This window comes from Microbispora catharanthi (assembly GCF_006334915.2).
GTDB lineage: Bacteria > Actinomycetota > Actinomycetes > Streptosporangiales > Streptosporangiaceae > Microbispora > Microbispora catharanthi.
Genome location: NZ_VDMA02000005.1, coordinates 353,025 through 375,538, shown reverse-complemented (window position 1 = coordinate 375,538; position 22,514 = coordinate 353,025). Strand labels below are relative to the sequence as shown.

Genomic DNA, 22,514 nt, shown 5'->3' with positions numbered 1-22,514 from the left:
CTGCGGCTGTTCGCCGGCCGCGTGCCGCGCCCCGCTTGACCCGGTAGGGACCCGCCGCCCCCGGCCCCACGTCGTGTGGCGCGCGGCTGCCGGGGGCCCAATCAGTGGCGGGCGCAGATCAGCGGCGGGCGCAGATCAGCGGCGGGCGCCGGTCAGGGTCCGCTCCCTCGCGGAGTCGCCGGCTCCGGCCCGGGTGCCGCCGGGGCGTTCCGGCGTGGTGGCCGTCCGCGTCGCGCCGGGCCGCGCCCGCCAGAGCCGCAGTCCCTCCAGCCGGTCGAACACGTCGAGCGCGCCCTCGCCGGCCGCCCGCACCCGCAGCAGAACGGATGTCGGAGCCAGCGCGGCCCCCAGGCGCCGCCACCGTGAGGTCCTCGACGCCAGATCGCGCCTGATCCGGCGCAGGTCCGCGGGGACGGGCCCCGACGCCGAGGGCGTGGGAGCGTACCTGAGCCGCTCCTCGGACGTGACGACGCGGGTGAGCGACTCGGCGGCCTGCGGCCCGAGCGCGTACCGCTCGCCGATCCGGCGGCCGAGCGCGCGCGGCGTCTCGCTCGACTCCCCGGCCATTCCCAGGTCCGTGAGCATGTCGCGCAGCTCGGCCCAGGCCGCGTGGCCTCCCGTCGCCGTCCGCGTCATCCGGCGAAGGCGCCGGCGGCGCACCACGAGCCGCGCGGCGGCGGGCAGCAACAGCAGCGCGAGCGCGGCGGCGGCGCCGATACCGATCTTGACGGTCATGGGCGTGCCCGGGTCGGCCGCGATGGCCGTGCCGTCGAGGTCGCGGTCGAGCTGGCGCGGGTTCGGCCGGGCCGGCCCGGTGCTCTGGCCGCTGTCGTCCTTCTCGTCCGCCGACGGCCCGTCGGACGGGCCCGTCGTGGGATCGTCCGTCGGCGTGACGGGCAGTGAGTACAGCGGCACCTGGGCAGTGCCCTGCCCGCCGGCCCCGGCGGGGGTGGGCTCGAACCGCAGCCAGCCGATCCCGTCGAAGAACAGCTCCGGCCACGCGTGGGCGTCGTGGGTGCGGACCGTCCACACTTCGCCGATCTTGGTGCCGCCCGTGTATCCGATCGACACCCGCGCCGGGATGTTGAGCAGACGCGCCATCACGGCCATCGCGCCGGCGAACTGCTCGCAGTAGCCGATGCGGTCGCGCAGCAGGAAGCGGGACAGCGCCTGCGCGCCCGAGCCGGACGCGCGCACGTCGTAGGTGAACCGGCCGGCCCGGGTGAACCACTCCTGCAGCTCGACCGCGGCCTCGTACGGCGTGGCGGCGTTGGCGGTGACCCGGCGCGCGAGGGCGGCCACCCGGGGATCGAGCCCGTCGGGCAGCTGCAGATAGCGTTCGCTTTCCGGGAGGGTCACCGCCGTGCGCAGCTCGGTCATGGTGGGCTCCGGCTCCTCGGTCACCACCCGATACTCCAGCCCGGACGCCTCGTCCTCCGTGGAGAAGACCATGAGCGAGGACCGATCCGCGCGCCAGTCGCCGTCCGCGTCGACCTGCCGGGCCGGGTACGGCAGCGGCAGGAAGTTGAGCTTGTCGATGTCCTCGCTCATCGTGACCCGCATCTCGGCGCGCTTCACCGACACCCCGGGGCGGAGCCCGGGAGTGGGCGGCAGCGGCCCTTCCGACACGCGGTCCTCCGAGAGCCCCCGCAGCGGGGACAGCGTCCACTTCGTCCCGTCGAAGATGTCGAGAGAGTAGATCCGCAGATAGCGCGGCACGTCGTCGCTGCTGGTGTAGGTGAGCACGGTCGCGTTGCCCTGCTGCCTGAGCTGGCCGCCGAGCTTGGCGATGGCGTCGGGGATGCCGATGTTGCCGCCGCCCCCTCCGAGGCCGTTGCCGACGCCGAAGCCGAACAGCGGATCGGGGGAGAGCGCCGGCAGCACCGCGGGCACCAGGACCGCCAGCGCGATGGCCGTCACGCCGATGCGCTTGCCGGACAGGGCGAGCCGCTCGGTGTCAGGGGTGGCGCCACGCGCGGAGCCGGAGGAACGGCGCACCACGACGGCCCGGCCCCAGCGGCTTAGGCGCTCCCGCCCGTCGGCGACGAGCAGGCCGATGTAGCCGAACGCCGCGACGACGAACGCGATCCACCCGATCGGCTCCGTGACCACCGCCGCGGGCACGGTGAACAGGGCGAGCAGCGGCAGCCCGGCCAGCGCGGCCCTGCGCAGCCGCACCGCGAAGACGTCCACGAGCAGGGCGATAAGCGCCACGCCCACTGCGGTGAGCAGCGTGATGCCGGGGTTGTCCGGCACCGGGGCGGCGTACTGCTGGATGTCGTCGAACCCGGAACCGACCAGCTCGGCGAGCCGGGCGAGCGAGTCCATGGTGGGGACGATCCGCAGCCACGCCTCGTCCGGCGTGAAGACGAGCGTCAGGTAGAGCAGGGCCGCCACGGGCGTCACGGCGGGCGCCACCCACGGACGGGCGCCAAGGCGGGAGGCCACCGCCCCGGCCACGGTGGTGACGAGGATCGCCCCCATGCAGGACCAGAACCAGGCGCCGCCCTCGAAGAGCGGGTAAAGCGTGACCGTGACGGCCGCCGTGGCCAGCCCCGCCGCAACCGGCAGTTTCATTGCTTCTTACCCTCCGTCACGCCGGAGCGGCCGGCTCAGGCCGCGCTCCTGTTGTTTCCGGCCTCCGGCCACACGCCGGCGAGCGAGGCGCCGGCGGGCAGGTCGAGCACCCGCCACCCGGCACCGGTCAGGACCGAGCGCGCGGCCCGCGCGTTCTCGTCGGCGACGGCGTCCCAGGAGGCCCCGGCCCCGGAAGCACGGTCCCAGGAGGCGAGGTCGAGCAGGACCGCGACCGCGGTCACGCCCGAACGCCTGAGCTGGGCGAGCGCCCGGGCCTCCTCCGGGTCGAGCGCCCCGAGGACCGCGATGATCAGCCCCTCCCCGCCGCCCTGGCGCAGCGCGCCGACGCCGTGCTCCAGCGAGCGCGCCGTGCTCTGCCGGATGACGGCGAGCGTGTCGAGCAGCGACCACGACTGGCCGGTGTCCACCACGTGCCGCGCGCCCTGGTCGGTGACCAGGCGCAGGGCGAGCCCCTCCGCGGACAGGTGCACGCCGATGGACGCGGCGGCCGAGACCGCGACCTCGAACGACGAGCGCGGCCCCTCGCCCCGGTGGGCGTGCCTGCGGGTGTCGAGCAGCAGCGCGCCCCGGCTCTGCAACTCCTGCTCCTCGCGCCTGACCATCAGCTCGCCGCGCCGCGCGGTCGAGCGCCAGTGGACCCGGCGCAGGTCGTCGCCCTGGCGATACTCGCGGGGCGCCACGTCGTCGTCGCCCGCCGCCGCGACCGACCGCGTACGGCTGTCGCCGCCGCCGCTGTACTCGCCCGACAGGCGCACCGGCGGCAGCGGCACCACCTCGGGGGTCACCACGAGCGTGTCGGTGACGGTGAAGGAGCGGGTCAGCTCGACCAGCCCGAACGGGTCGGCGATCCGCACCGAGAGGGGCCCGATCGGGAAGCGTCCCCGCAGGTCCGAGCTCACCTTGTAGTCGATCTCCCGGACGCCGCGCGACTCCATCCGGTCGAGGACGAACCTCGGCCGCGTGCCCAGCGCGTACTGCAGGGTGTCCTCCACCAGCAGCAGCCCGGTGGGCAGCCGGGTGACGTTCTCCAGCCGCAGGGTGACCGTGCTGTCCTCGCCGGCCTGCACCCGCGCCGGGCTGAGCCGCCGGGCGGAGGCCAGACGGTATCGCGTGCGTGCGACGACCATCGACGCGATCAACGGCATCGCGATGATCAGCACGGCCACGCGCAGCAGGTCCTGCTCCCCGAGGACGAGGGCGCACAGCAGGGCCGCCACGCCGGAGGCGAGGAACGAGCGTCCTCGCGGGGTCAGAGCCTTCAGCCCGGTCATGGGCCCTCCGTCACTTGCTCACTGTCACATCGCCGGGTGTACGCCCGGCTCACTCGCGTCCGCTACTTGGCGTCGGGGACGGGGACGCGCCGCACCAGCTCGCCGACGAGCTGTTCGGGGTGGCGGCGCTGCCCCTGCGCCTCCATGCTCGGCAGCAGGCGGTGCGCCAGCACGGGGACGGCCAGGTCCTGCAGGTCGTCCGGGATCACGTAGTCGCGGCCGGACAGCGCGGCGTGGGCCCGCGCGCTGCGCACCAGATGAAGGGTGGCCCGCGGGGAGGCGCCGAGCCGCAGGTCGGGGGAGTGCCTGGTGGCGGACACCATGTCGACGGCGTAGCGCTTGACCGGCTGGGAGACGTAGACCGCGCGGACGGCCTGGATCAGTGCGGCCACCTCGGCCGTGGTCGCGACCGGGTCCATCTTGTCCAGCGGCTGGGAGGCGCCGTGCACGTCGAGCATCTCCAGCTCGGCGGCCGCCTCCGGGTATCCCATCGCGATCTTGGCGGTGAAGCGGTCGCGCTGCGCCTCGGGGAGGGGATAGGTGCCCTCCATCTCGATCGGGTTCTGCGTCGCGATGACCATGAACGGCGACTCCAGCGCGTAGGTCACGCCGTCGACCGTGACCTGATGCTCCTCCATGCACTCCAGGAGGGCGGACTGTGTCTTCGGGGAGGCGCGGTTGATCTCGTCGCCGACGACGATGTTGGCGAAGACCGGTCCGGGCTTGAACTCGAACTCCCGCGTCTGCTGGTTGTACGCGCTGACTCCGGTGATGTCGCTCGGCAGCAGGTCGGGGGTGAACTGGACGCGCTTGACCGGGCAGTCGATCGAGCGCGCCAGGGCCTTGGCGAGCATCGTCTTGCCCACGCCGGGCACGTCCTCGATCAGCAGGTGGCCCTCCGCCAGGAGCACGGTGAGAGTAAGGCGGACGACGTCGCTCTTGCCCTCGATCACTGATTCGATCGAGTTGCGGATCCGGTGGGCGGTGTCGATCAGATCCTCGAGCCGGGCTGAAGCATCGGTGACGTCGGGAGTTACTGCCACCAGGCCTCCATGAGGGTGCGTCCCCGAGAATGGGGCGTTAAACGTTCCTTTTCCATTCTGTGTACTGACCCTATGTCCCCTCTGGTTCTCGGGCGACTTTGTCCGGAAATCCGGGCGAACTGCCCACAGTGTTGTGGCATCTCTTCACGGTCACGTGGCGCGTTCGTCCGAATCCCGTGACACGTGAAGCCCGGCCGCCCCGGCACGCTCCACTTCCCCCCACCGGTTTCCTCCACCGGGCCCCGGCCGCCGCCGGGAACCCCGTACGCGCCGGGGTTCCCGCGGGGCCGACACGCCCGTGCGCGGGCCGGGGGGCGCCGCGGCGCCCCACTCCGACCCACCCCATTTCACCTGCGAAAACGCCGCCGATTTTGAATGCCGACACGCTCAGAATCAGTTGACGGTGGGGAGAAGTGGAGTATGGTGGTGCGCAGTGGAGGGCAGGGGCTATAGCGCTGAGCGCTCCACAAGGCACAGGAGGTGGGTCCGGTGTTCCTCGGCACCCACCACCCGCGCCTCGACGACAAAGGACGGCTGTTCCTGCCGGCGAAGTATCGCGAGGAGCTGGCGGAGGGTCTGGTGATCACCAAAGGCCAGGAGCGCTGCCTCTACGTCTTCCCCGTAGAGGAGTTCCAGCGCATCACCGAGGCCCTGCGCACCGCTCCGGTGACGGCGAAGGCGGTCCGCGACTACAGCCGTGTCTTCTTCGCCAGCGCGTCCGACGAGGTGCCGGACAAGCAGGGACGCATCACGATTCCCCAGACGCTGCGGCGGTACGCCGGGCTGGAACGTGACTGCGTCGTGATCGGCGCCAACACGCGGCTGGAGATCTGGGACGCCCAGGCATGGGACACCTACCTGGAGGCTCAGGAGCAGGCATTCTCCGATCTGTCGGAGGAGGTGCTGCCCGGGATTCTGTAGATCGGTCCTTTCTTTTGATCAATTGACCCGTCGGTGACGTTCGGCGAGGTCTCCACCCGCTCCCATGTGGCAGCTGATGCACCTTCCCCGGTGTCAGACGCCATGGCCGGCGACGCGGATGGGGACCTGGCCGGACGGGTCGGTTCTCCGGGAACCGGCATGGGTGGGGGTCCGTTGGGTAGTCACCGGCGGCACAGCCGCGAATCCGCGAGTACTGCGGCGTAAATGGGGGTTGGAAGCGTTGTCGCACGAGCCCGGTCAGCCGGGTGGTCACGTTCCGGTCATGCTCGATCGCGTGCTGGAGTTGCTCGCTCCGGCGTTGTCCGGACCGGAGCCGGTGGCCGTGGACGCCAACCTCGGTCTCGGCGGGCACGCCGAGGCGCTTCTGGCCGCCCACCCCTCTCTTCACCTCGTCGGCATCGACCGCGACCCCACCGCCATCGAGCGTTCCACCGCCCGGCTCGCGCCGTACGCGGACCGGATCACTCTGGTGCGCGCCGTCTCCGACGAACTGGCCGACGTGCTCCGTGACGCCGGACGGCCCCGCGTGGACGCCGCGCTGTTCGACCTCGGCGTGTCCTCCCCTCAGCTCGACGAGGCCGAGCGCGGTTTCGCCTATTCCTACGACGCCCCCCTCGACATGCGGATGGACCGCGAGCAGGAGCTCACCGCCGAGCGTGTGGTGAACACCTACTCCGCCGCGGACCTCACCCGCATCCTGCGCGACTACGGCGAGGAGCGCTTCGCGGCACGCGTCGCGAACCTCATCGTCAAGGAGCGCGCCAAGGACCCCATCACCAGCACGAAACGGCTTGCCGACCTGGTCCGCGCGGCGATACCCGCCGCCACGAGGCGGACCGGGGGCAACCCGGCGAAGAGAACGTTCCAGGCGCTGCGCATCGAGGTGAACGGAGAGCTGTCGGCGCTCGAGCGCGCGCTCCCCGCCGCGCTCGACGCGCTGGTGCTGGGCGGGCGCGTGGTCGTGCTCGCCTATCACTCCCTGGAGGACCGGCTCACCAAGCAGGTCCTCGTGGCGCGAACCAGGGACACCAGCCCCCCCGGGCTGCCGGTCCCCCTGGAGGCTCACCAGCCCCGGTTCCGCCTTCTGACGAGGGGAGCGGAGCTCCCGGACGACGAGGAGGTGGCCCGCAACCCGCGGGCGGCCTCGGCCCGCTTGCGGGCGGCAGAGAGGATCCGCGAGGGATGAGGACAGAGCAGGAGAGCAGGAGGGCGGCCGGGCGCACGGCCGCGCCGCCCCGCGTGCCCGGCCGCACGCCGGGCCGGACCGCCGCGACGGCGGGCGAGGCCGTCGCCGCTCCGGAGAAGCGCCGCGTCCGCCCCGGCGCGCCCACAGCGGGCGACGACCGCACACGCGAGGCCGTCCCGGCTTCCCGGCCCGGCGCGGAGAGCCGTCGCGGGGAGGCCGCCCCGGCTTCCCGGCCCGGCGCGGACGGCCGGCTCCGTCGTGAGGCGGTCCCGGCCCCCCGGAAGGCTCGTACGGACGCGCGCCGGAGTGAGGCGGCCGCGGCCACCCGGCCGGGCGGCGCGCCGTCCGCGGGATCCGTCGCGGCCCCGAAGCGCGACGGCTCCCGGACGCGTACGGCCGCCCCCGCCGCTTCCGGCACAGCCGCGTCCGGCACGGTCGGATCCCGCACGGCCACCCGTCCCGCGCCGTCCCGTGAGGCCCGGGGCCTCACCGAGGTCGCGCCCGCTCCGCGGCGCGTCCGGCGCGGCGGCTCGGAAACCCGGCCGGCGGCGACCGCGCGTGCCACAATGGCGCGGCGGGCGTTCCGGCGGCCGCCGCGTGCGCCCTTCGTGCTGCTCGTCGTGGGTCTCATGTGCGGCGGCCTGGTGACCCTCCTGCTGCTGAACGTGGTCCTCTCGCAGGACTCGTTCAGGCTGAGCGACCTGCAGTCGAGCATCGACGAGCTGCACGAGCAGGCCGCGGAGCAGGAGAACCAGCTCCGCCAGTGGACGCAGCCGGGCCCGCTGGGCGATCAGGCCGCGGCGCAGGGCCTCGAACCCGACACGTCGGCGCCGGAGTTCATCGACGCGGGCGGCGGCGCGGCGGCGCAGGAGCAGGCCCAGAAGGAGGGCACGGACCGGTGAGAGACAGCGGCCGGAACCCGGGTCCCGGCCGCGGGGGTCCCAGCGGGCGAGGCGGTGGCCAGGGCCCGGGCGGTGACAGGAGGAGCCCGGGCTCCCCGGGGCGGCCGTCCCGTCAGGACGGGCCGCCGAGGCCCGGACGTCCCGGCAGACCCGCCGACCCCGGACGTGACGACGCGACGGGCGGCACGACCGGCGGAACGGCACGGCGCGGCAGGACCGGCGGCGCCTCGGAAGGCGGAGGCAAGCAGGGCGGCGGCCGGGCGGACGGTGCGCGCGACGCCGCGGGCGGGCGTGACGACGCCCGGAACGGCCGCACCGGCGAGTCGCCCGGGAGGCGCCGGTCGGCGCCGGGCGGATCGGTCCCGCCCTCTCGCACGCCGCGAAGGGGCGAGCCCGGCGTGCCCGGCGGTGGCCCGCGCCGCGCCGTCGCGCAGCACCCGGCCCCGGGTGAGGGGCGTCCGCGTGGCGCGCGCGCGAGCGGATCGGGCGACGACGGGGACCGGCCGCGTGGCGCGGGATCCGGGCAGTCGCGGGCGGGTGCGCCAGGAACCTCCGACCGCCCGCATGGCGGCGCGCCGGGTCACGGCGCGCGGGGAGCCGCGTCCGGCGCTTCCGGCCGCCCGCGCACCGCGGCCGCCGGCGACCCGCGTTCCGGCGGCCCAGGAAAATCCGGCGCTTCCGGAAAGTCCGGTGCCGCCGGAAAGTCCGGCGCTCCCGGCAGACCCGGCGTCCCGGGAACATCGGGAACGTCCGGAGACGGCGCTTCGGCGAAGGCAGGGGCTCCGGGCAGGACCGGCTCATCGCGGCCGTCCGCGCCGGGAGCGCCCGGCGGGACCGGCGCGGGCCGTCCCCGTATCGGCGGCGCCCCGCCGCGCCCCCAGCGTCCGCAGGGACCGCACGGTCCGCAGCGTCCTTCAGGCCCGCCGGGCCCGCCGCGTCCGCCCGCCGTGCTCCGGCTGGGCAACCCCGCCCGGCGGCTGAGGGCGGCGCTGGTGGTGATGGCGATCGTGCTGTCGCTGTTCGCCGGCCGGCTGGTCCAGCTCCAGGGCTTCGACTCCAAGGTGCTCCAGGCGAGGGCAGCCGAGCAGCGCGTACGGCCCGAGACGCTGCCGGCGCGGCGCGGCTCGATCACCGACGCCGGGGGCCACGACCTCGCCGTGACTGTGGAGGCCAGGGAGATCTACGTCGACCCCAAGGACGTCGACCCGGACAAGCGCGACCTCGTCGCCACCACGCTGGCACGGGAGCTGAACAAGCCCAAGGAGGAGATCGCCGCCGCGCTGGCCAAGACCACCCAGCGGTACATCCCGCTGGCCCGTAACGTCGAGCCGCCGCGGGCCAAGCGCATCATGGGCTTCGAGCTCAAGGGCGTGGGCACGAAGGAGACCTACCGCCGCCTCTATCCCGGGGGCTCGCTCGCGGGCGGCCTGCTCGGCTTCGTCGGCGTCGACGGCAGGGGCCTGGAGGGCCTGGAGAGCGCGTACGACGACATCCTGGCGGGCAAGGACGGCAAGCAGAGCGTCGAGCTCGGCGCGAACCGGCAGCGCATCCCGATGACGCGCAGCCAGCGCGAGGCGCCGGTGCCCGGGCGGGACGTGCGCCTGACCGTCGACAGGGACATTCAGTGGGCCGCGGAGCAGGCGCTGGACCGGCAGGTCCGCGCGACGGGGGCGCGCAGCGGCAGCGTGATCGTCATGGACGTGCGGACCGGGCAGATCCTCGCCATGGCGAACGCGCCCCAGGCCAACCTCAACGACTGGCAGTCGGCCCCGGCCGAGGACCGCGCCAACCGCGCGGCGTCCGAGGTGTTCGAGCCGGGCAGCACCAACAAGGTGATCACGGCCGCGGCGGCGATGGAGGCGGGCGTCGTCACCCCCGACACCGTCTTCCGCGTGCCCGACCACATCCAGTGCGCCGACCAGCAGCTCAAGGACGCCCACCCGCACAAGCCCGAGCCGCTGACGTTCACCGGGATCCTCGCCGAGTCGAGCAACGTCGGCACGATCATGGTATCCGAGAAGATCTCCAGCCAGCGGCTGTACGACATGTTCCGGTCCTTCGGATTCGGCGCGCGCAGCGGATCGGGTGTCCCGGGTGAGCAGGCCGGCCTGCTGCCGCAGTGGCAGACATGGTCGGGCAGCCAGCGCTGTACGATCGCCTACGGCCAGGGCATCTCGGTCACCGCGCTGCAGATGGCCAGCGTCTACCAGACGATCGCCAACGGCGGAGTGCGGGTGACCCCCTCGATCGTGGCGGGCACCACCGACGAGCACGGCGTGTTCGTCCCCAGCCCCGCGGCCAAGGGCACGCGGGTGATCAGCGAGACCACCGCCAAGAAGATCGCGCTGATGCTGGAGGCCGTGGTGGGCCACGAGGGCACGGGAGAGGAGGCCTCGATCGAGGGCTACCGTGTCGCGGGCAAGACCGGCACCGCCATGCGATACGACGAGAAGTGCGCGGGATACTGCGGGTACACCGCCACGTTCGTCGGCTTCACCCCTGCGGACCAGCCCCGGCTGATGGCCCTGGCGGTCATCCAGGACCCGAAGAAAGACCACTACGGCGGCTCCGTCGCCGCCCCGGTGTTCAAGGACGTCATGACTTTCGCGTTGAAGAGCAGGAAGATCCCGCCGAGCGGCACGAAGGCGCCCGCGATGGTCCTTCGCCCGTCGGAGTGACGGCGGAGTGACCGGAGCAGGAGTGGCCGGGGCGAGCGACGGAGGGGGGTACGCTCTCGCCGTGCGTTCCCCGTCGTCCATGCGTCCCGAGGCCGTCCAGGCCCGTCCGCTGTCCGCGCTGGCGTCCCTGCTCGGCACGTCGTCGGCCGTCCCGTCCCCCGGAGCGCGGGCGGTGCGCGGCACGGTCACCGGCATCACCCTCGACTCGCGCCGGGTGCGGCGCGGCGACCTGTACGTGGCCGTGCCCGGCAACGCCAGGCACGGCGCGGAGTTCGCCGGCGACGCCCTGGCGTCGGGCGCGACGGCGATCCTGACCGACGAGGAGGGCCGCGACCGGGCCGCCGCCACCGGACTGCCGGTGCTCGTCGTGCCCGACCCGAGGGCGGTGCTCGGCGAGGTCGCCGCCTGGGTGTACGGCAGGCCGGCGGCCGGCATCACGCTCATCGGCGTCACCGGCACCAGCGGCAAGTCCACCTCGACGTTCCTGCTGGAGGCGGGCCTGCGGGCGGCGGGTCACCGCACCGGCCTGGTCGGCGGCGTGGAGATCCGCGCGGGCGACGTGCGGTTCACCCCCGAGCTCACCACTCCGGAGGCGACCGACCTGCAGGGGCTGTTCGCGCTGATGCGCGAGCGGGGCGTGAGCGCGGCGGCCATGGAGGTCTCCAGCCACGCCCTGGCGCTCGGCCGCGTGGACGGCCTGTTCTACGACGTGTCGATCTTCACCAACCTCTCGCAGGACCACCTGGACTTCCACCGCGACCTGGACGACTACTTCGCGGCCAAGGCGCGGCTGTTCACCCCCGAGCTCAGCCGGGCGGGCGTGGTGAACATCGACGACGCCCACGGACGGGAGCTGGCCGCCACGGCCAAGATCCCGATCACCACGTTCTCCGCCGCCGGGGCGCCGGAGGCCGACTGGCGCGCCGAGGACGTGCGCCTCGGCTCCGCCGGCAGCACGTTCCGCCTGGTCGGTCCCGGCGGGGTCGAGGCCGAGGTGTCGGTGGCCCTGCCCGGCCCGTTCAACGTGGCCAACACGCTCGGCGCGCTGGTGGCGCTGGTGGAGGCCGGGGTCCCGCTGCAGGCCGCGGTGACCGGCGTGGGCGAGTTCGGCGGCGTGCCGGGCCGGATGGAGCGGGTGCCGGGCGCGGACGACGTCCAGGTGATCGTGGACTACGCGCACAAGCCGGGCGCGGTGGAGTCGGTGCTGCGCTCGCTGCGCGCCGTGCTGGACGACGGGCCGGGAGGCCGTCTGGTGATCGTGCTGGGCTGCGGCGGCGACCGCGACCGCGGCAAGCGGCCGATGATGGGCGAGGCCGCCGTCCGCCTCGCCGACCTGGCCGTGTTCACCAGCGACAACCCTCGCACGGAGGACCCGCTCGCGATCCTCGCCGCGATGCTGGAGGGCGCGCTGCGGGTACCTATCAAGGAGCGGGGCCACGTGGTCGTGGAGCCGGACCGGGCGGCCGCCATCCGCCTGGCCGTCGGCGGTGCGGCGCCCGGAGATGTGGTAGTTGTGGCCGGCAAGGGGCACGAGCAGGGGCAGTATGTCGGGGGCGAGGTCGTTCCCTTCGACGACCGCGAGGTGGCCGCCGCGGCCGTCGCGGAGCGGAGCCGGGCGCGGCGGGCGGCGCGAGAGGCCGCCGATGCGTGAGCCGATGCCGGGCCGTGCCCTGGCGGCCGAGTTAGCGACGCGAAAGAGAGCAGGAAAGACACCATGATCCCGATGCCGCTGGCCCGGGTCGCCGAGATCACGTCCGGAGCGCTGAACGGGGCGGCCGACCCCGCGGTCGTGGTCCGGGGGCCCGTCGTGATCGACTCACGGGCGGCCGGACCGGGCTCGCTGTTCGTGGCGATCAAGGGTGAACGGGCCGACGGGCACGACTTCGCCCGGCAGGCCCGCGACGCCGGCGCCGCCGCCGTCCTCGCCACCCGGCCCGTCGAGGCGCCGGCCGTGATCGTGGGCGACCCGCTCGCGGCCCTGGCCTCGCTCGCCACCGCCGTGCTGTCGGAGCTGCCCGGCACGACCGTGGTCGGGGTGACCGGTTCCGCGGGCAAGACCACGACCAAGGACCTGCTGGCCGGTCTCGCCGCCCGGCTCGGCCCCACGGTCGCCCCCGTCGGCTCGTTCAACAACGAGATCGGCCACCCGCTGACCGTCCTCAAGGCCGACGAGACCACCCGGTTCCTGGTCCTGGAGCTGAGCGCACGCAACATCGGCCACATCGCCTACCTCGCGAGGATCGCCCCGCCGCGCATCGGCGTCGTGCTCAACGTCGGCACCGCGCACCTCGGGGTGTTCGGCGGCAAGGAGGCGATCGCGCAGGCGAAGGGCGAGCTCGTCGAGGCGCTGCCCGCCGACGGGGTCGCCGTGCTCAACGCCGACGACCCGCTGGTGCGCGCGATGGCCGGCCGTACGAGCGCGCGGGTGACCTACTTCGGGCGCTCGCCGGAGGCGCACGTGCGGGCGGAGGACGAGACGCTCGACGCGACCGGCCGCGCCTCGTTCACGCTGCGCACGCCGTCCGGCACCGCTCCGGTCCGGCTGCGCCTGTACGGCGCGCACACGGTGGAGAACGCCCTGGCCGCCGCGGCGGCCGCGCACGAGCTGGGGCTGCCGGTGGCCGACATCGCCGAGGAGCTGTCGGCGGCCGAGCCGCGCAGCCGCTGGCGGATGGAGGTCACCGAGCGGCCCGACGGCGTGACCGTGATCAACGACGCCTACAACGCCAACCCCGACTCCATGCGGGCCGCCTTCGGCAGCCTCGCGGTGATCGGGGAGGGGCGGCGGCGGTTCGCGGTGATCGCCGCGCTGCGCGAACTCGGCGAGGACGGCCCGGCGCTGAACGAGGACCTCGGGCGGCTGGCCGCGGGCGCGGGCCTGGAGGCGGTCGTCGTTGTGGGGGAGGACGCCGAGCCGGTGCTCCTGGGCGCGCCCGGCGCGATCCACGTCCCGGACGCCTCGGCGGCGGCGCGGGAGTTGTCGGACCGGCTCGCGCCGGGCGACGTGGTGCTGGTGAAGGGGCCGCGTGCGGCCGGACTCGAGCGGGTCGCCGAGGCGATCCTCGGAGGTGACGCCCGGTGAGGAACATCCTCATCGCGGGGGCGATCTCGCTGATTCTCTCCATGGTCGGCACGCCGCTGGCCATCCGGCTGTTCGCCCGCAGGGGCTACGGCCAGAACATCCGGGAGGAGGGCCCGTCGGGACACTACGACAAGAAGGGCACTCCCACGATGGGCGGCACGGTGATCGTCATCGCGTCGCTGATCGGCTACTTCGTGGCCCACGGGGCGACCGTCTTCTCGGCCGTCGGCGACCCCCCGACGGCATCGGGACTGCTGGTGCTGTTCCTGATGACGGGCCTCGGCGCGGTCGGCTTCCTCGACGACTTCATCAAGATCTACAAGCAGCGGAGCCTGGGCCTGCGCAGCGGCGCCAAGGCGGGCGGGCAGCTCGTCGTCGGGGCGATCTTCGCGGTGCTCGTCCTGCGGTTCCCCAACGCCTACGCCGTGACCCCCGCGGAGACGCGCGTGTCGTTCCTGCGGGACATCGGGCCGTCGATCGGGCTGATCGGGTTCATGATCTGGGTCGTGTTCTTCATCGTGGGCTTCTCGAACGCGGTGAACCTGACCGACGGTCTCGACGGCCTGGCCTCCGGCGCCACCTGCCTGGTCCTCGCGGCGTACGTGCTGATCGGCAACTGGCAGCTGCGCAACAGCTGCACGACGGTCGGCTTCGGCCCCAACTGCTACTGGGTGCGAGATCCGCTCGACCTGGCGGTGGTCGCTGCGGCGGTGCTGGGCGCCTGTCTGGGCTTCCTGTGGTGGAACGCCCCGCCCGCCAAGATCTTCATGGGTGACACCGGCTCGCTGGCCCTCGGCGGCGTGATCGCCGGCCTGGCCTTCACCACCCGGACCCAGCTCCTGCTCGTCATCCTGGGCGGGCTGTTCGCGATCATCACGATGTCGGTGATCATCCAGGTCGGGTCCTTCAAGCTGACCCGCAGACGCGTCTTCCGGATGGCGCCACTCCAGCACCACTTCGAGCTGTCGGGCTGGGCCGAGACGACGATCGTGGTGCGCTTCTGGCTGATCGCCGCCTTGTGCGTCGCCGCCGGTCTCGGACTGTTCTACCTCGAATGGATGCCGAAACAGTGAACGTCGTCGTCGCCGGCCTCGGCGTGTCGGGCGCCGCGGCGGCGCGGGCCCTGGCGGCGCGCGGCGAGCGCGTGACCGTGCTGGAGGCCGCCGACGGCGAGCGGCAGCGCGCGACGGCCGCCGAGCTCGCCGAGCTGGGCGTGGAGGTGCGCTTCGGCGAGCCCGCCCTGCCCGCCGCGACCTCGCTCCTGGTCACCTCGCCGGGCTGGCGTCCCACCCACCCGCTGCTCGTCGCCGCCGCGGACGCGGGCGTCGAGGTCATCGGGGAGGTCGAGCTGGCCTGGCGGCTGCGGCAGGAGCCCGCGGCCCCTTGGCTGGCGCTGACCGGCACCAACGGCAAGACCACCGCCGTCCGCATGCTCACGTCCATGCTGTCCGCCGCCGGGCACAAGGCCGTGGCCGTGGGCAACGTCGGCGTTCCCATCGTCGAGGCCGTCGACGGGCCGTACGACGTGCTGGCCGTGGAGCTGTCGAGCTTCCAGCTCCACTGGTCCTCGACCCTGGCCCCGCTCGCGGCGGCCGTGCTCAACGTGGCGCCCGACCACATCGACTGGCACGGCTCCATGGAGGAGTACGCCGCGGCCAAGGCGCGTATCTTCGCGGGAGCGGGGACGGTGGTCTACAACGCCGACGACGCGTCGTCGTCCCGCCTGGCCGAGCCGTACGCCTCACGGGTGGGCTTCACGCTCGCCGTGCCCCGGCCCGGGCAGCTGGGAGTCGTGGAGGACCTGCTGGTCGACCGGGCCTTCGTGGCCGACCCGGCGACCTCGGCGGAGGAGCTGGCCTGCCTCGCCGACGTGCGGCCGTTCGCGCCGCACAACGTCGCCAACGCGCTCGCCGCCGCCGCCCTGGCCCGCGCCTACGGCGTGCCGCCCGAGGCCGTACGGCGCGGCCTGCGGGAGTTCACGCCCGACCCGCACCGGATCGCCCACGTGGCCCGCGTCGGCGAGGTCGACTACGTGGACGACTCGAAGGCCACCAACCCGCACGCGGCCGCCGCGTCCCTGGCCGCCTACGAGTCGGTCGTGTGGATCGCGGGCGGCCAGCTCAAGGGCGCCGACGTCGACGATCTCGTACGGCAGTCTGCCCCCCGGCTGCGCGGCGCGGTGCTGCTGGGGACCGATCGGGATGTGATCCGCCGCGCATTGGCGCGACACGCCGCGAATGTCCCCGTGGTGGACGTGCCAGGGCAAGACACTGGGGTCATGGACCGTGTCGTCGCCGAAGCCGCCCGGCTCGCCACCCCGGGTGACACCGTGCTGCTCGCCCCCGCCGGGGCGTCACTGGACATGTTCGCCGGATACGGAGCGCGTGGGGAGGCCTTCGCCCGAGCCGTGCGGCGGCTGGCGGCCCGGTGACGGGCCCCGCGACCGGCTCCGCCGGCGCCGCCACCGCGCGGAAGGAGCGTCAGGGGCCCGAGCCCGTCGGCTGGGCCGGCGCCCAGCTCGCCGCGCTGCGCGAGCTGCTCGCGCGCCCGCTGACGTCCTACCACCTGGTGCTCGGCTGCAGCGCGCTGCTGCTGGCGCTCGGGCTGATGATGGTGCTGTCGGCGTCGAGCATCGAGGCGCTGCAGCGGACCGGCGACCCGTTCTACTGGTTCCTCAAGCAGGTCACGTCGGTGGCGATCGGGCTTCCCCTGATGTGGGTCTGCTCCCGGTTGCCGCAGCGGTTCTTCCGCCTGGCCGGCTATCCGCTGATGGGTCTGTCGATCCTCGGCCTGCTGATGGTCATCTTCCTCGGCCAGGAACTGCTGGGCGCCCAGCGGTGGATCGTCATCGGCCCGTTCTCGGTCCAGCCGTCGGAGCCGGCGAAGCTGGCCCTGGTGCTGTGGGGCGCCGACCTGCTCGCGACGCGGGCGCGCGCCGGCCGCATCGAGTGGCGCCAGCTGCTGATCCCGCTGATGCCGGGCGTGGCCCTGCTGGCCGTCCTGGTTATGCTGGGGCGCGACCTCGGCACGACGCTCGTGCTCATGATGATCTTCCTGGCGCTGCTGTGGGTGGTCGGCGCGCCGGTGCGGCTGTTCGGCGGGATCCTCGCGCTGCTCGCGCTGGCGACCGCCACTATGATCGTCGTCGAGCCGTACCGGCTCGGCCGCCTCACCGGCTTCATGCACGTGTGGGAGACCGCGCAGAACGAGGGGTTCCAGTCCGCCCAGGGACTGATGGCCATCGGCTCCGGCGGCTGGTTCGGCCTCGGGCTCGGCGCGGGCCGGCAGAAGTGGAACTACGTTCCGCACGCGGAGAGCGACTTCATCTTCTCGATCCTGGGCGAGGAGCTCGGGCTGATGGGGACGCTCGTGGTGGTCGCGCTGTTCGGCCTGCTCGGGTACGCCGGGCTGCGTATCGCCATCCGGACGAAGGACCCCTTCGTCCGGCTGTCGGCCGCCGCCGTCACCGCCTGGATCGCCGGTCAGGCCGTCGTCAACATCGGCGCGGTCATCGGGGTCTTCCCGGTCACCGGCATCCCGCTGCCCCTGGTGTCGTACGGCGGATCGGCGCTGCTGCCGACGCTCGCCGCGCTCGGCATGCTGGTGTCGTTCGCCAAACAGGAGCCCGGAGCGCCCGAGGCGCTGGCCGCCCGTGGCCCGGGACCGGTCGCGCGGGCTCTAAGCTGGCTTGGCCTGAACGGCCGCGCCGGGCGGCGGCCCGTGATCTCGCGGGCACCGGCCCGTCAGCAGGCGGCACGGCCGCGGACGGCACGAAGAGGAACGACAGGGAACGGACGCGGGAACATTCGCGAGAAGATCCGGGAAGACGTCCGCGAGAACATCCGCGAAGACGTCCGCGAGAACAGGGAGTGACATGAGGGTGGTCCTCGCCGGCGGCGGGACGGCCGGCCATATCGAGCCGGCGCTCGCGCTGGCCGACGCGCTTCGCCGGCTCGACCCGAGGATCGGCATCACCTGCCTCGGCACCGAGCGCGGCCTGGAGACCCGCCTGGTGCCCGCCCGGGGCTACGAGCTCGAACTCGTGCCCGCCGTGCCGTTGCCCCGCTCGCTCAGCCCCCAGCTCCTCACCGTGCCAGGCCGCCTCGCCGGGTCCATCGGCAGCGCCGCGGGCATCCTCGACAAGGTCGGCGCGGACGTCCTGGTCGGCTTCGGCGGATACGTCGCCACGCCCGGCTACCTCGGCGCCCGGCGGCGCGGCGTGCCGATCGTGGTCCACGAGGCCAACCCCCGGCCCGGCCTGGCCAACCGGCTCGGCGCCCGCCTCACCGAGCACGTCTTCACCGGCCACCCGGACGCCGTGCTCCCGAACGCCGAGTACATCGGCATCCCGCTGCGCCGCGAGATCAGCATGATGGACCGCCTGTCGATGGGCGACAAGGCGCGGTCGTACTTCGGGCTGGAGTCCGACCGGGTGACGCTGCTCGTGTTCGGCGGCTCCCAGGGCGCCCGCTCGATCAACCAGGCGGCGCTGGAGGCCGCGCCCTACCTGCGGGCGGCGGGCGTCCAGGTGCTGCACGTGATCGGGCCCAAGAACACCGTCGAGGCGGAGCTCCCGCCGGGCGACCCGCAGTACGTCATCCTGCCGTACGTCGACCGGATGGACCTCGCCTACGCCGCCGCCGACCTCGTGCTGTCCCGCGCGGGCGCCATGACCTGCGCAGAGCTCACCGCCGTGGGGCTGCCCGCGGCGTTCGTGCCGCTGCCGCACGGCAACGGCGAGCAGCGCCTGAACGCCGAGCCCATCGTGCGGGCCGGGGGCGGTCTGATGGTCGACGATGCGAACCTGTCGGCCGCCTGGATCGTCCAGACGCTGCTGCCGATCCTGAACGACCCCGAGCGTGTGGTCGCGATGTCCGAGGCCGCATCGCGGATGGGCCGCAAGGACGCCGACATGGCGCTCGCCCGCAAGGTGCTGGAGATCGCTCACCGATGAGTCTCGTCAAGCTCGTGGATCCCGTCCCGGCGGCCGACCTGGGGCGGGTGCACTTCATCGGCATCGGCGGCGCCGGGATGTCCGGCATCGCCCGGATCCTGCTCAAGCGGGGCGTGCCGGTGTCGGGCAGCGACGCGCGGCCCTCCGAGCTGCTGGCCGAGCTGCGCGAGCTGGGCGCCGTCATCCACGTCGGCCACGCCGCCTCCCACATCAAGGAGGTGGACACGGTCGTGGTGTCCACCGCCATCCGCGACTCCAACCCCGAGCTGGGGGAGGCGTTGCGGCAGAACCTGCGGGTGATCCCGCGCGCCGCCGCGCTGGCCTCGGTCATGACCGGCCGCACCGGCATCGCCGTCGCCGGCACGCACGGCAAGACCACGACGACCTCGATGCTGACCGTGGCCCTGCAGAAGTGCGGCGAGGACCCGTCGTACTGCGTCGGCGGGCAGCTCGTGACGACCGGGCTCGGCGCCGACGACGGCGCGGGCGAGGTGTTCGTGGCGGAGGCCGACGAGAGCGACGGCTCGTTCCTCATGCTCGCGCCGCGCATCGCCGTGGTGACCAACGTCGAGGCCGACCACCTCGACAACTACGGCGACCCCCAGGCCGTCCACGACAGTTTCGCCCGCTTCGTCGAGCGGATCGGGTCGCTGCTCGTGGTGTGCGCCGACGACCCGGGCGCCGCCGCCCTCGTGCCCCTCGCGCGTGAGCGCGGCCTCACCGTCGTCACGTACGGCGAGAGCGCCGGCGTCGACCTGCGCACGACCGACGTGGTGCCGCGCGGCCTCGGCGTGGAGTTCTGCGTGGAGCTCGGCCCCGCCGTGCCCGGGGGAGCGGGACGCGGCGAGGTGCGCCTCGCCGTGCCGGGCCGGCACAACGCGCTCAACGCCACCGCGGTGATCGCCGTGGCGCTCCACCTCGGTCTGCGCTTCGACGACGTCAAGGAGGGCCTGGCCGCCTTCACCGGGGCCAAGCGGCGGTTCGAGTCCAAGGGCGAGGCCGCGGGCGTGACGGTCTTCGACAGCTACGCCCATCATCCGACCGAGCTGACCGCCGACCTGCGTGCCGCCCGCGACGTCGTCACCGGCGACGGCCGGGTCATCGCGGTCTTCCAGCCGCACCTGTACTCGCGCACCCGGTTCTTCGCCGACGAGTTCGGCGCGGCGCTCGGCCTCGCCGACGAGGTGGTCGTGCTGGACGTGTACGGCGCGCGCGAGGACCCCGAGCCGGGGGTCTCCGGCGCGCTGGTCGCGGGGAAGATCCCGCTTCCCGTCGAGCGGGTCGTCTACGCGCCCGACCGGCAGGCCGTGCCGGCGCTCGTCGCCGGCCGGGCCCGTGCCGGGGACATCGTGCTGACGATGGGCGCGGGAGACGTGACGGAGCTCGGCCCGAAGATCGTCGCGGAGCTGTCCGCCCGGTGATGCGGGCCGTGATCCGGAGGGTGGGGGACCGGTGAGGCGGGCCGTCCGGCGTTCGGCCCTCGCGACCCTGCTGACCGGCGGGGTGGTGGGCGTCGCCACATGGGTGGTGTTCTTCTCGCCCGTCCTCGGCGTGCGGGAGGTCGAGATCACCGGCAACAGCCGGATCCCCGCCGAGCAGCTGCGGCAGGCCGCGGGGGTGCGCACCGGCACGCCGCTCGCCACCGTCGACCTCGCCGGGGTCGAAGGGCGGCTGCGGGCGATGCGCGCGATCGAGTCGGCCACCGTCGACCGCGGCTGGCCGGGAACGCTGCGCATCAGCGTGGTAGAACGCGTCCCCGCCGCCGCCGTGCCCATGGGCGGGACGACCGCGGTGATCGACCGGTACGGCGTCGTCCTGCAGCAGGTGACCGTGGCCCCGCCCCGGCTGCCGGTGCTGCGCGTCCAGCGGGCCGCCGTGGACGACCCGGCCACCAGGGCCGGGCTCACCGTGCTGCGGGCGCTGCCGGAGAGCGTCCTGCAGCGCCTGCGGGAGCTGCGCGTCTCCTCACCACGGTCGATCACGCTCAAACTCACCGACGGCCGTACGGTCGTATGGGGAGACGCGGGGCGCTCGGCGCAGAAAGGACGTGTCCTGCTGGCCGCCCTCGCCAAGCCGGGAACCAGCTACGATGTCAGCTCGCCGCAGGTGGTGACGGTCAAGTGAGATATCTCACCGGCCGCGGACGCATGATCCGGGACCGCCTTTCAGCGGGGCATCGTGTGAATAGGACAGCGCGCGACACGCCGGACGGCCTTGCGGCGCGGTTAGTTGACCCTGGGGGACGCGCAACCCTACTGTCCGTATCAATCCTCAGGTTGACATAACTCTAAATCTCAACTTGAGGGTGAGAGTTCAGAAGACGGCGGGCCCTGCCCGCATGAAACGCAAACGAGCGGAAAGGCCCCTCGTCGTGGCAGCACCGCAGAACTACCTCGCGGTCATCAAGGTCGTCGGCATCGGCGGCGGCGGAGTGAACGCCGTCAACCGGATGATCGAGGAGGGACTCAAGGGCGTCGAGTTCATCGCCATAAACACTGACGCCCAGGCGCTGCTGATGAGTGACGCCGACGTGAAGCTCGACGTGGGGCGCGAGCTCACCCGGGGTCTCGGCGCGGGCGCCAACCCGGAGGTGGGCCGCAAGGCCGCCGAGGACCACCGGGAGGAGATCGAGGAGGTCATCAAGGGCGCCGACATGGTCTTCGTGACCGCGGGCGAGGGCGGCGGCACCGGGACCGGCGGCGCGCCGGTCGTGGCCAGCATCGCCCGCTCGCTCGGCGCGCTCACGATCGGCGTGGTCACCCGGCCCTTCAGCTTCGAGGGCAAGCGCCGGGCCATGCAGGCCGAGGCCGGCATCGAGACCCTCCGCGAGGAGGTCGACACGCTGATCGTCATCCCGAACGACCGGCTGCTGTCGATCTCCGACCGCCAGGTGAGCGTGCTCGACGCGTTCAAGGCCGCCGACCAGGTGCTGCTGTCCGGTGTGCAGGGCATCACCGACCTCATCACCACGCCCGGTCTGATCAACCTGGACTTCGCCGACGTGAAGTCGGTCATGTCCGGCGCGGGCTCGGCCCTCATGGGCATCGGCCACGCCAGGGGCGACGACCGGTCGGTCGCCGCCGCCGAGATGGCGGTCTCCAGCCCGCTGCTGGAGGCGAGCATCGACGGCGCCCACGGCGTGCTGCTGTCCATCGCGGGCGGCTCCGACCTGGGCCTGTTCGAGATCAACGAGGCGGCCCAGCTCGTCAGCAACGCCGCCGCGCCCGACGCCAACATCATCTTCGGCACGGTCATCGACGACGCGCTCGGCGACGAGGTGCGGGTGACGGTCATCGCGGCCGGTTTCGACGAGCCCGAACCGGCCAAGGCGGTGGCCGCGCCGCTGTCGCGGCCCCAGCAGGCCCGGCCGGCGCCGGCCGCGCCCGCGACCCGTCCCGCGCCCGCCCCGGCCAAGCCGGAGCCGCGCGCGGAGCCCGCGCAGCCGCCGGTGCGTCCGATGAGCAGCATGGCGCAGCCCGCGCCCGCGCCGGCGCAGCCCGCTACTCCGCCGGTGACCCAGCTGCCGATGAACGCGCTTCCGGCGAACCCCGTGCCGCCGCCGGCCCAGCCCGCGAGCCAGCCGGTCCAGCAGGCGACGTCGCAGGCGGCGTCCGCGCCGCAGGCCCAGCAGGCCGAGCCGGTCACGCCGTTCCCGCGCGACGCGGCGGCCGACGGCGGGCGCGACCAGGGCGCCACCGGGCCGCTGTCGATCCCGCGCCCGACTCCCGAGCCGCCGACCCCGATCACCTCCAGGACCGCTCAGCCGGGTCCCCGGCGTCCGGTGGTGTTCGAGGAGCAGGAGGAGGAGCTCGACGTGCCGGACTTCCTCAAGTGACGCTGGACGTCCGTACGGCCGGG

The 22,514-nt window shown here is 73.6% G+C and carries 16 protein-coding genes; 13 read left to right on the top strand and 3 right to left on the bottom strand.

Annotated elements, in window-relative coordinates; genetic code table 11:
- Nucleotides 1-135: 135 nt before the first annotated feature.
- The 3 genes from FH610_RS12230 to FH610_RS12220 all read right to left on the bottom strand — a co-directional run bounded on the left by FH610_RS12230 (nucleotide 136) and on the right by FH610_RS12220 (nucleotide 4,912).
- The gene (locus tag FH610_RS12230; protein ID WP_139574433.1) at nucleotides 136-2,577 is read right to left on the bottom strand and encodes a transglutaminase TgpA family protein; all 2,442 of its coding nucleotides are present in this window, start codon (nucleotides 2,575-2,577) and stop codon (nucleotides 136-138) included.
- Between the two features lie 35 nt (nucleotides 2,578-2,612).
- Nucleotides 2,613-3,869, bottom strand: a complete 1,257-nt coding sequence (locus tag FH610_RS12225; protein WP_139574432.1) for a DUF58 domain-containing protein — start codon at nucleotides 3,867-3,869, stop codon at nucleotides 2,613-2,615.
- 62 nt (nucleotides 3,870-3,931) lie between these two features.
- Complete coding sequence (locus FH610_RS12220; protein WP_139574431.1) at nucleotides 3,932-4,912, bottom strand: AAA family ATPase; 981 nt, start codon at nucleotides 4,910-4,912, stop codon at nucleotides 3,932-3,934.
- 489 nt (nucleotides 4,913-5,401) lie between these two features.
- On the opposite strand from FH610_RS12220, the gene mraZ reads away from it, so the two are divergent.
- The 13 genes from mraZ (at nucleotide 5,402) to ftsZ (ending at nucleotide 22,491) form a co-directional block, all read left to right on the top strand.
- Nucleotides 5,402-5,833 (top strand): division/cell wall cluster transcriptional repressor MraZ, encoded by a 432-nt coding sequence (gene mraZ / locus FH610_RS12215; RefSeq protein ID WP_079318531.1) that lies wholly within the window; start codon nucleotides 5,402-5,404, stop codon nucleotides 5,831-5,833.
- A 283-nt stretch (nucleotides 5,834-6,116) separates the two neighbouring features.
- On the top strand, nucleotides 6,117-7,040 hold the full coding sequence (rsmH, locus tag FH610_RS12210; protein WP_139574430.1) for a 16S rRNA (cytosine(1402)-N(4))-methyltransferase RsmH: 924 nt from the start codon (nucleotides 6,117-6,119) through the stop codon (nucleotides 7,038-7,040).
- On the top strand, nucleotides 7,037-7,942 hold the full coding sequence (ftsL, locus tag FH610_RS12205; protein ID WP_139574429.1) for a cell division protein FtsL: 906 nt from the start codon (nucleotides 7,037-7,039) through the stop codon (nucleotides 7,940-7,942). Before rsmH ends, ftsL begins: the two co-directional genes overlap by 4 nt.
- A gap of 947 nt (nucleotides 7,943-8,889) precedes the next feature.
- Nucleotides 8,890-10,620, top strand: a complete 1,731-nt coding sequence (locus FH610_RS12200) for a peptidoglycan D,D-transpeptidase FtsI family protein (protein ID WP_240808911.1) — start codon at nucleotides 8,890-8,892, stop codon at nucleotides 10,618-10,620.
- 79 nt (nucleotides 10,621-10,699) lie between these two features.
- Entirely contained in the window at nucleotides 10,700-12,271 is a 1,572-nt protein-coding gene (locus FH610_RS12195) for a UDP-N-acetylmuramoyl-L-alanyl-D-glutamate--2,6-diaminopimelate ligase (protein WP_139574550.1), read from the top strand.
- A gap of 63 nt (nucleotides 12,272-12,334) precedes the next feature.
- Nucleotides 12,335-13,702, top strand: a complete 1,368-nt coding sequence (locus FH610_RS12190; protein WP_139574427.1) for a UDP-N-acetylmuramoyl-tripeptide--D-alanyl-D-alanine ligase — start codon at nucleotides 12,335-12,337, stop codon at nucleotides 13,700-13,702.
- A complete protein-coding gene (gene mraY / locus FH610_RS12185; protein WP_139574426.1) occupies nucleotides 13,699-14,775 on the top strand; it encodes a phospho-N-acetylmuramoyl-pentapeptide-transferase in 1,077 nt (358 codons plus the stop codon). The genes FH610_RS12190 and mraY overlap by 4 nt, the downstream gene beginning before the upstream one ends.
- A complete protein-coding gene (gene murD, locus FH610_RS12180) occupies nucleotides 14,757-16,133 on the top strand; it encodes a UDP-N-acetylmuramoyl-L-alanine--D-glutamate ligase (protein WP_139574425.1) in 1,377 nt (458 codons plus the stop codon). The genes mraY and murD overlap by 19 nt, the downstream gene beginning before the upstream one ends.
- Nucleotides 16,130-17,575: a putative lipid II flippase FtsW gene (ftsW, locus tag FH610_RS12175; RefSeq protein WP_139574424.1), complete on the top strand. Its 1,446-nt coding sequence runs from the start codon at nucleotides 16,130-16,132 to the stop codon at nucleotides 17,573-17,575. Before murD ends, ftsW begins: the two co-directional genes overlap by 4 nt.
- 1 nt (nucleotide 17,576) lies before the next feature.
- On the top strand, nucleotides 17,577-18,656 hold the full coding sequence (gene murG / locus FH610_RS12170; protein ID WP_139574423.1) for an undecaprenyldiphospho-muramoylpentapeptide beta-N-acetylglucosaminyltransferase: 1,080 nt from the start codon (nucleotides 17,577-17,579) through the stop codon (nucleotides 18,654-18,656).
- Complete coding sequence (gene murC / locus FH610_RS12165) at nucleotides 18,653-20,077, top strand: UDP-N-acetylmuramate--L-alanine ligase (protein WP_139574422.1); 1,425 nt, start codon at nucleotides 18,653-18,655, stop codon at nucleotides 20,075-20,077. The genes murG and murC overlap by 4 nt, the downstream gene beginning before the upstream one ends.
- 31 nt (nucleotides 20,078-20,108) lie before the next feature.
- Nucleotides 20,109-20,780, top strand: a complete 672-nt coding sequence (locus FH610_RS12160; protein WP_139574421.1) for a cell division protein FtsQ/DivIB — start codon at nucleotides 20,109-20,111, stop codon at nucleotides 20,778-20,780.
- 247 nt (nucleotides 20,781-21,027) lie between these two features.
- Complete coding sequence (gene ftsZ, locus FH610_RS12155; protein ID WP_139574420.1) at nucleotides 21,028-22,491, top strand: cell division protein FtsZ; 1,464 nt, start codon at nucleotides 21,028-21,030, stop codon at nucleotides 22,489-22,491.
- Nucleotides 22,492-22,514: the final 23 nt, after the last annotated feature.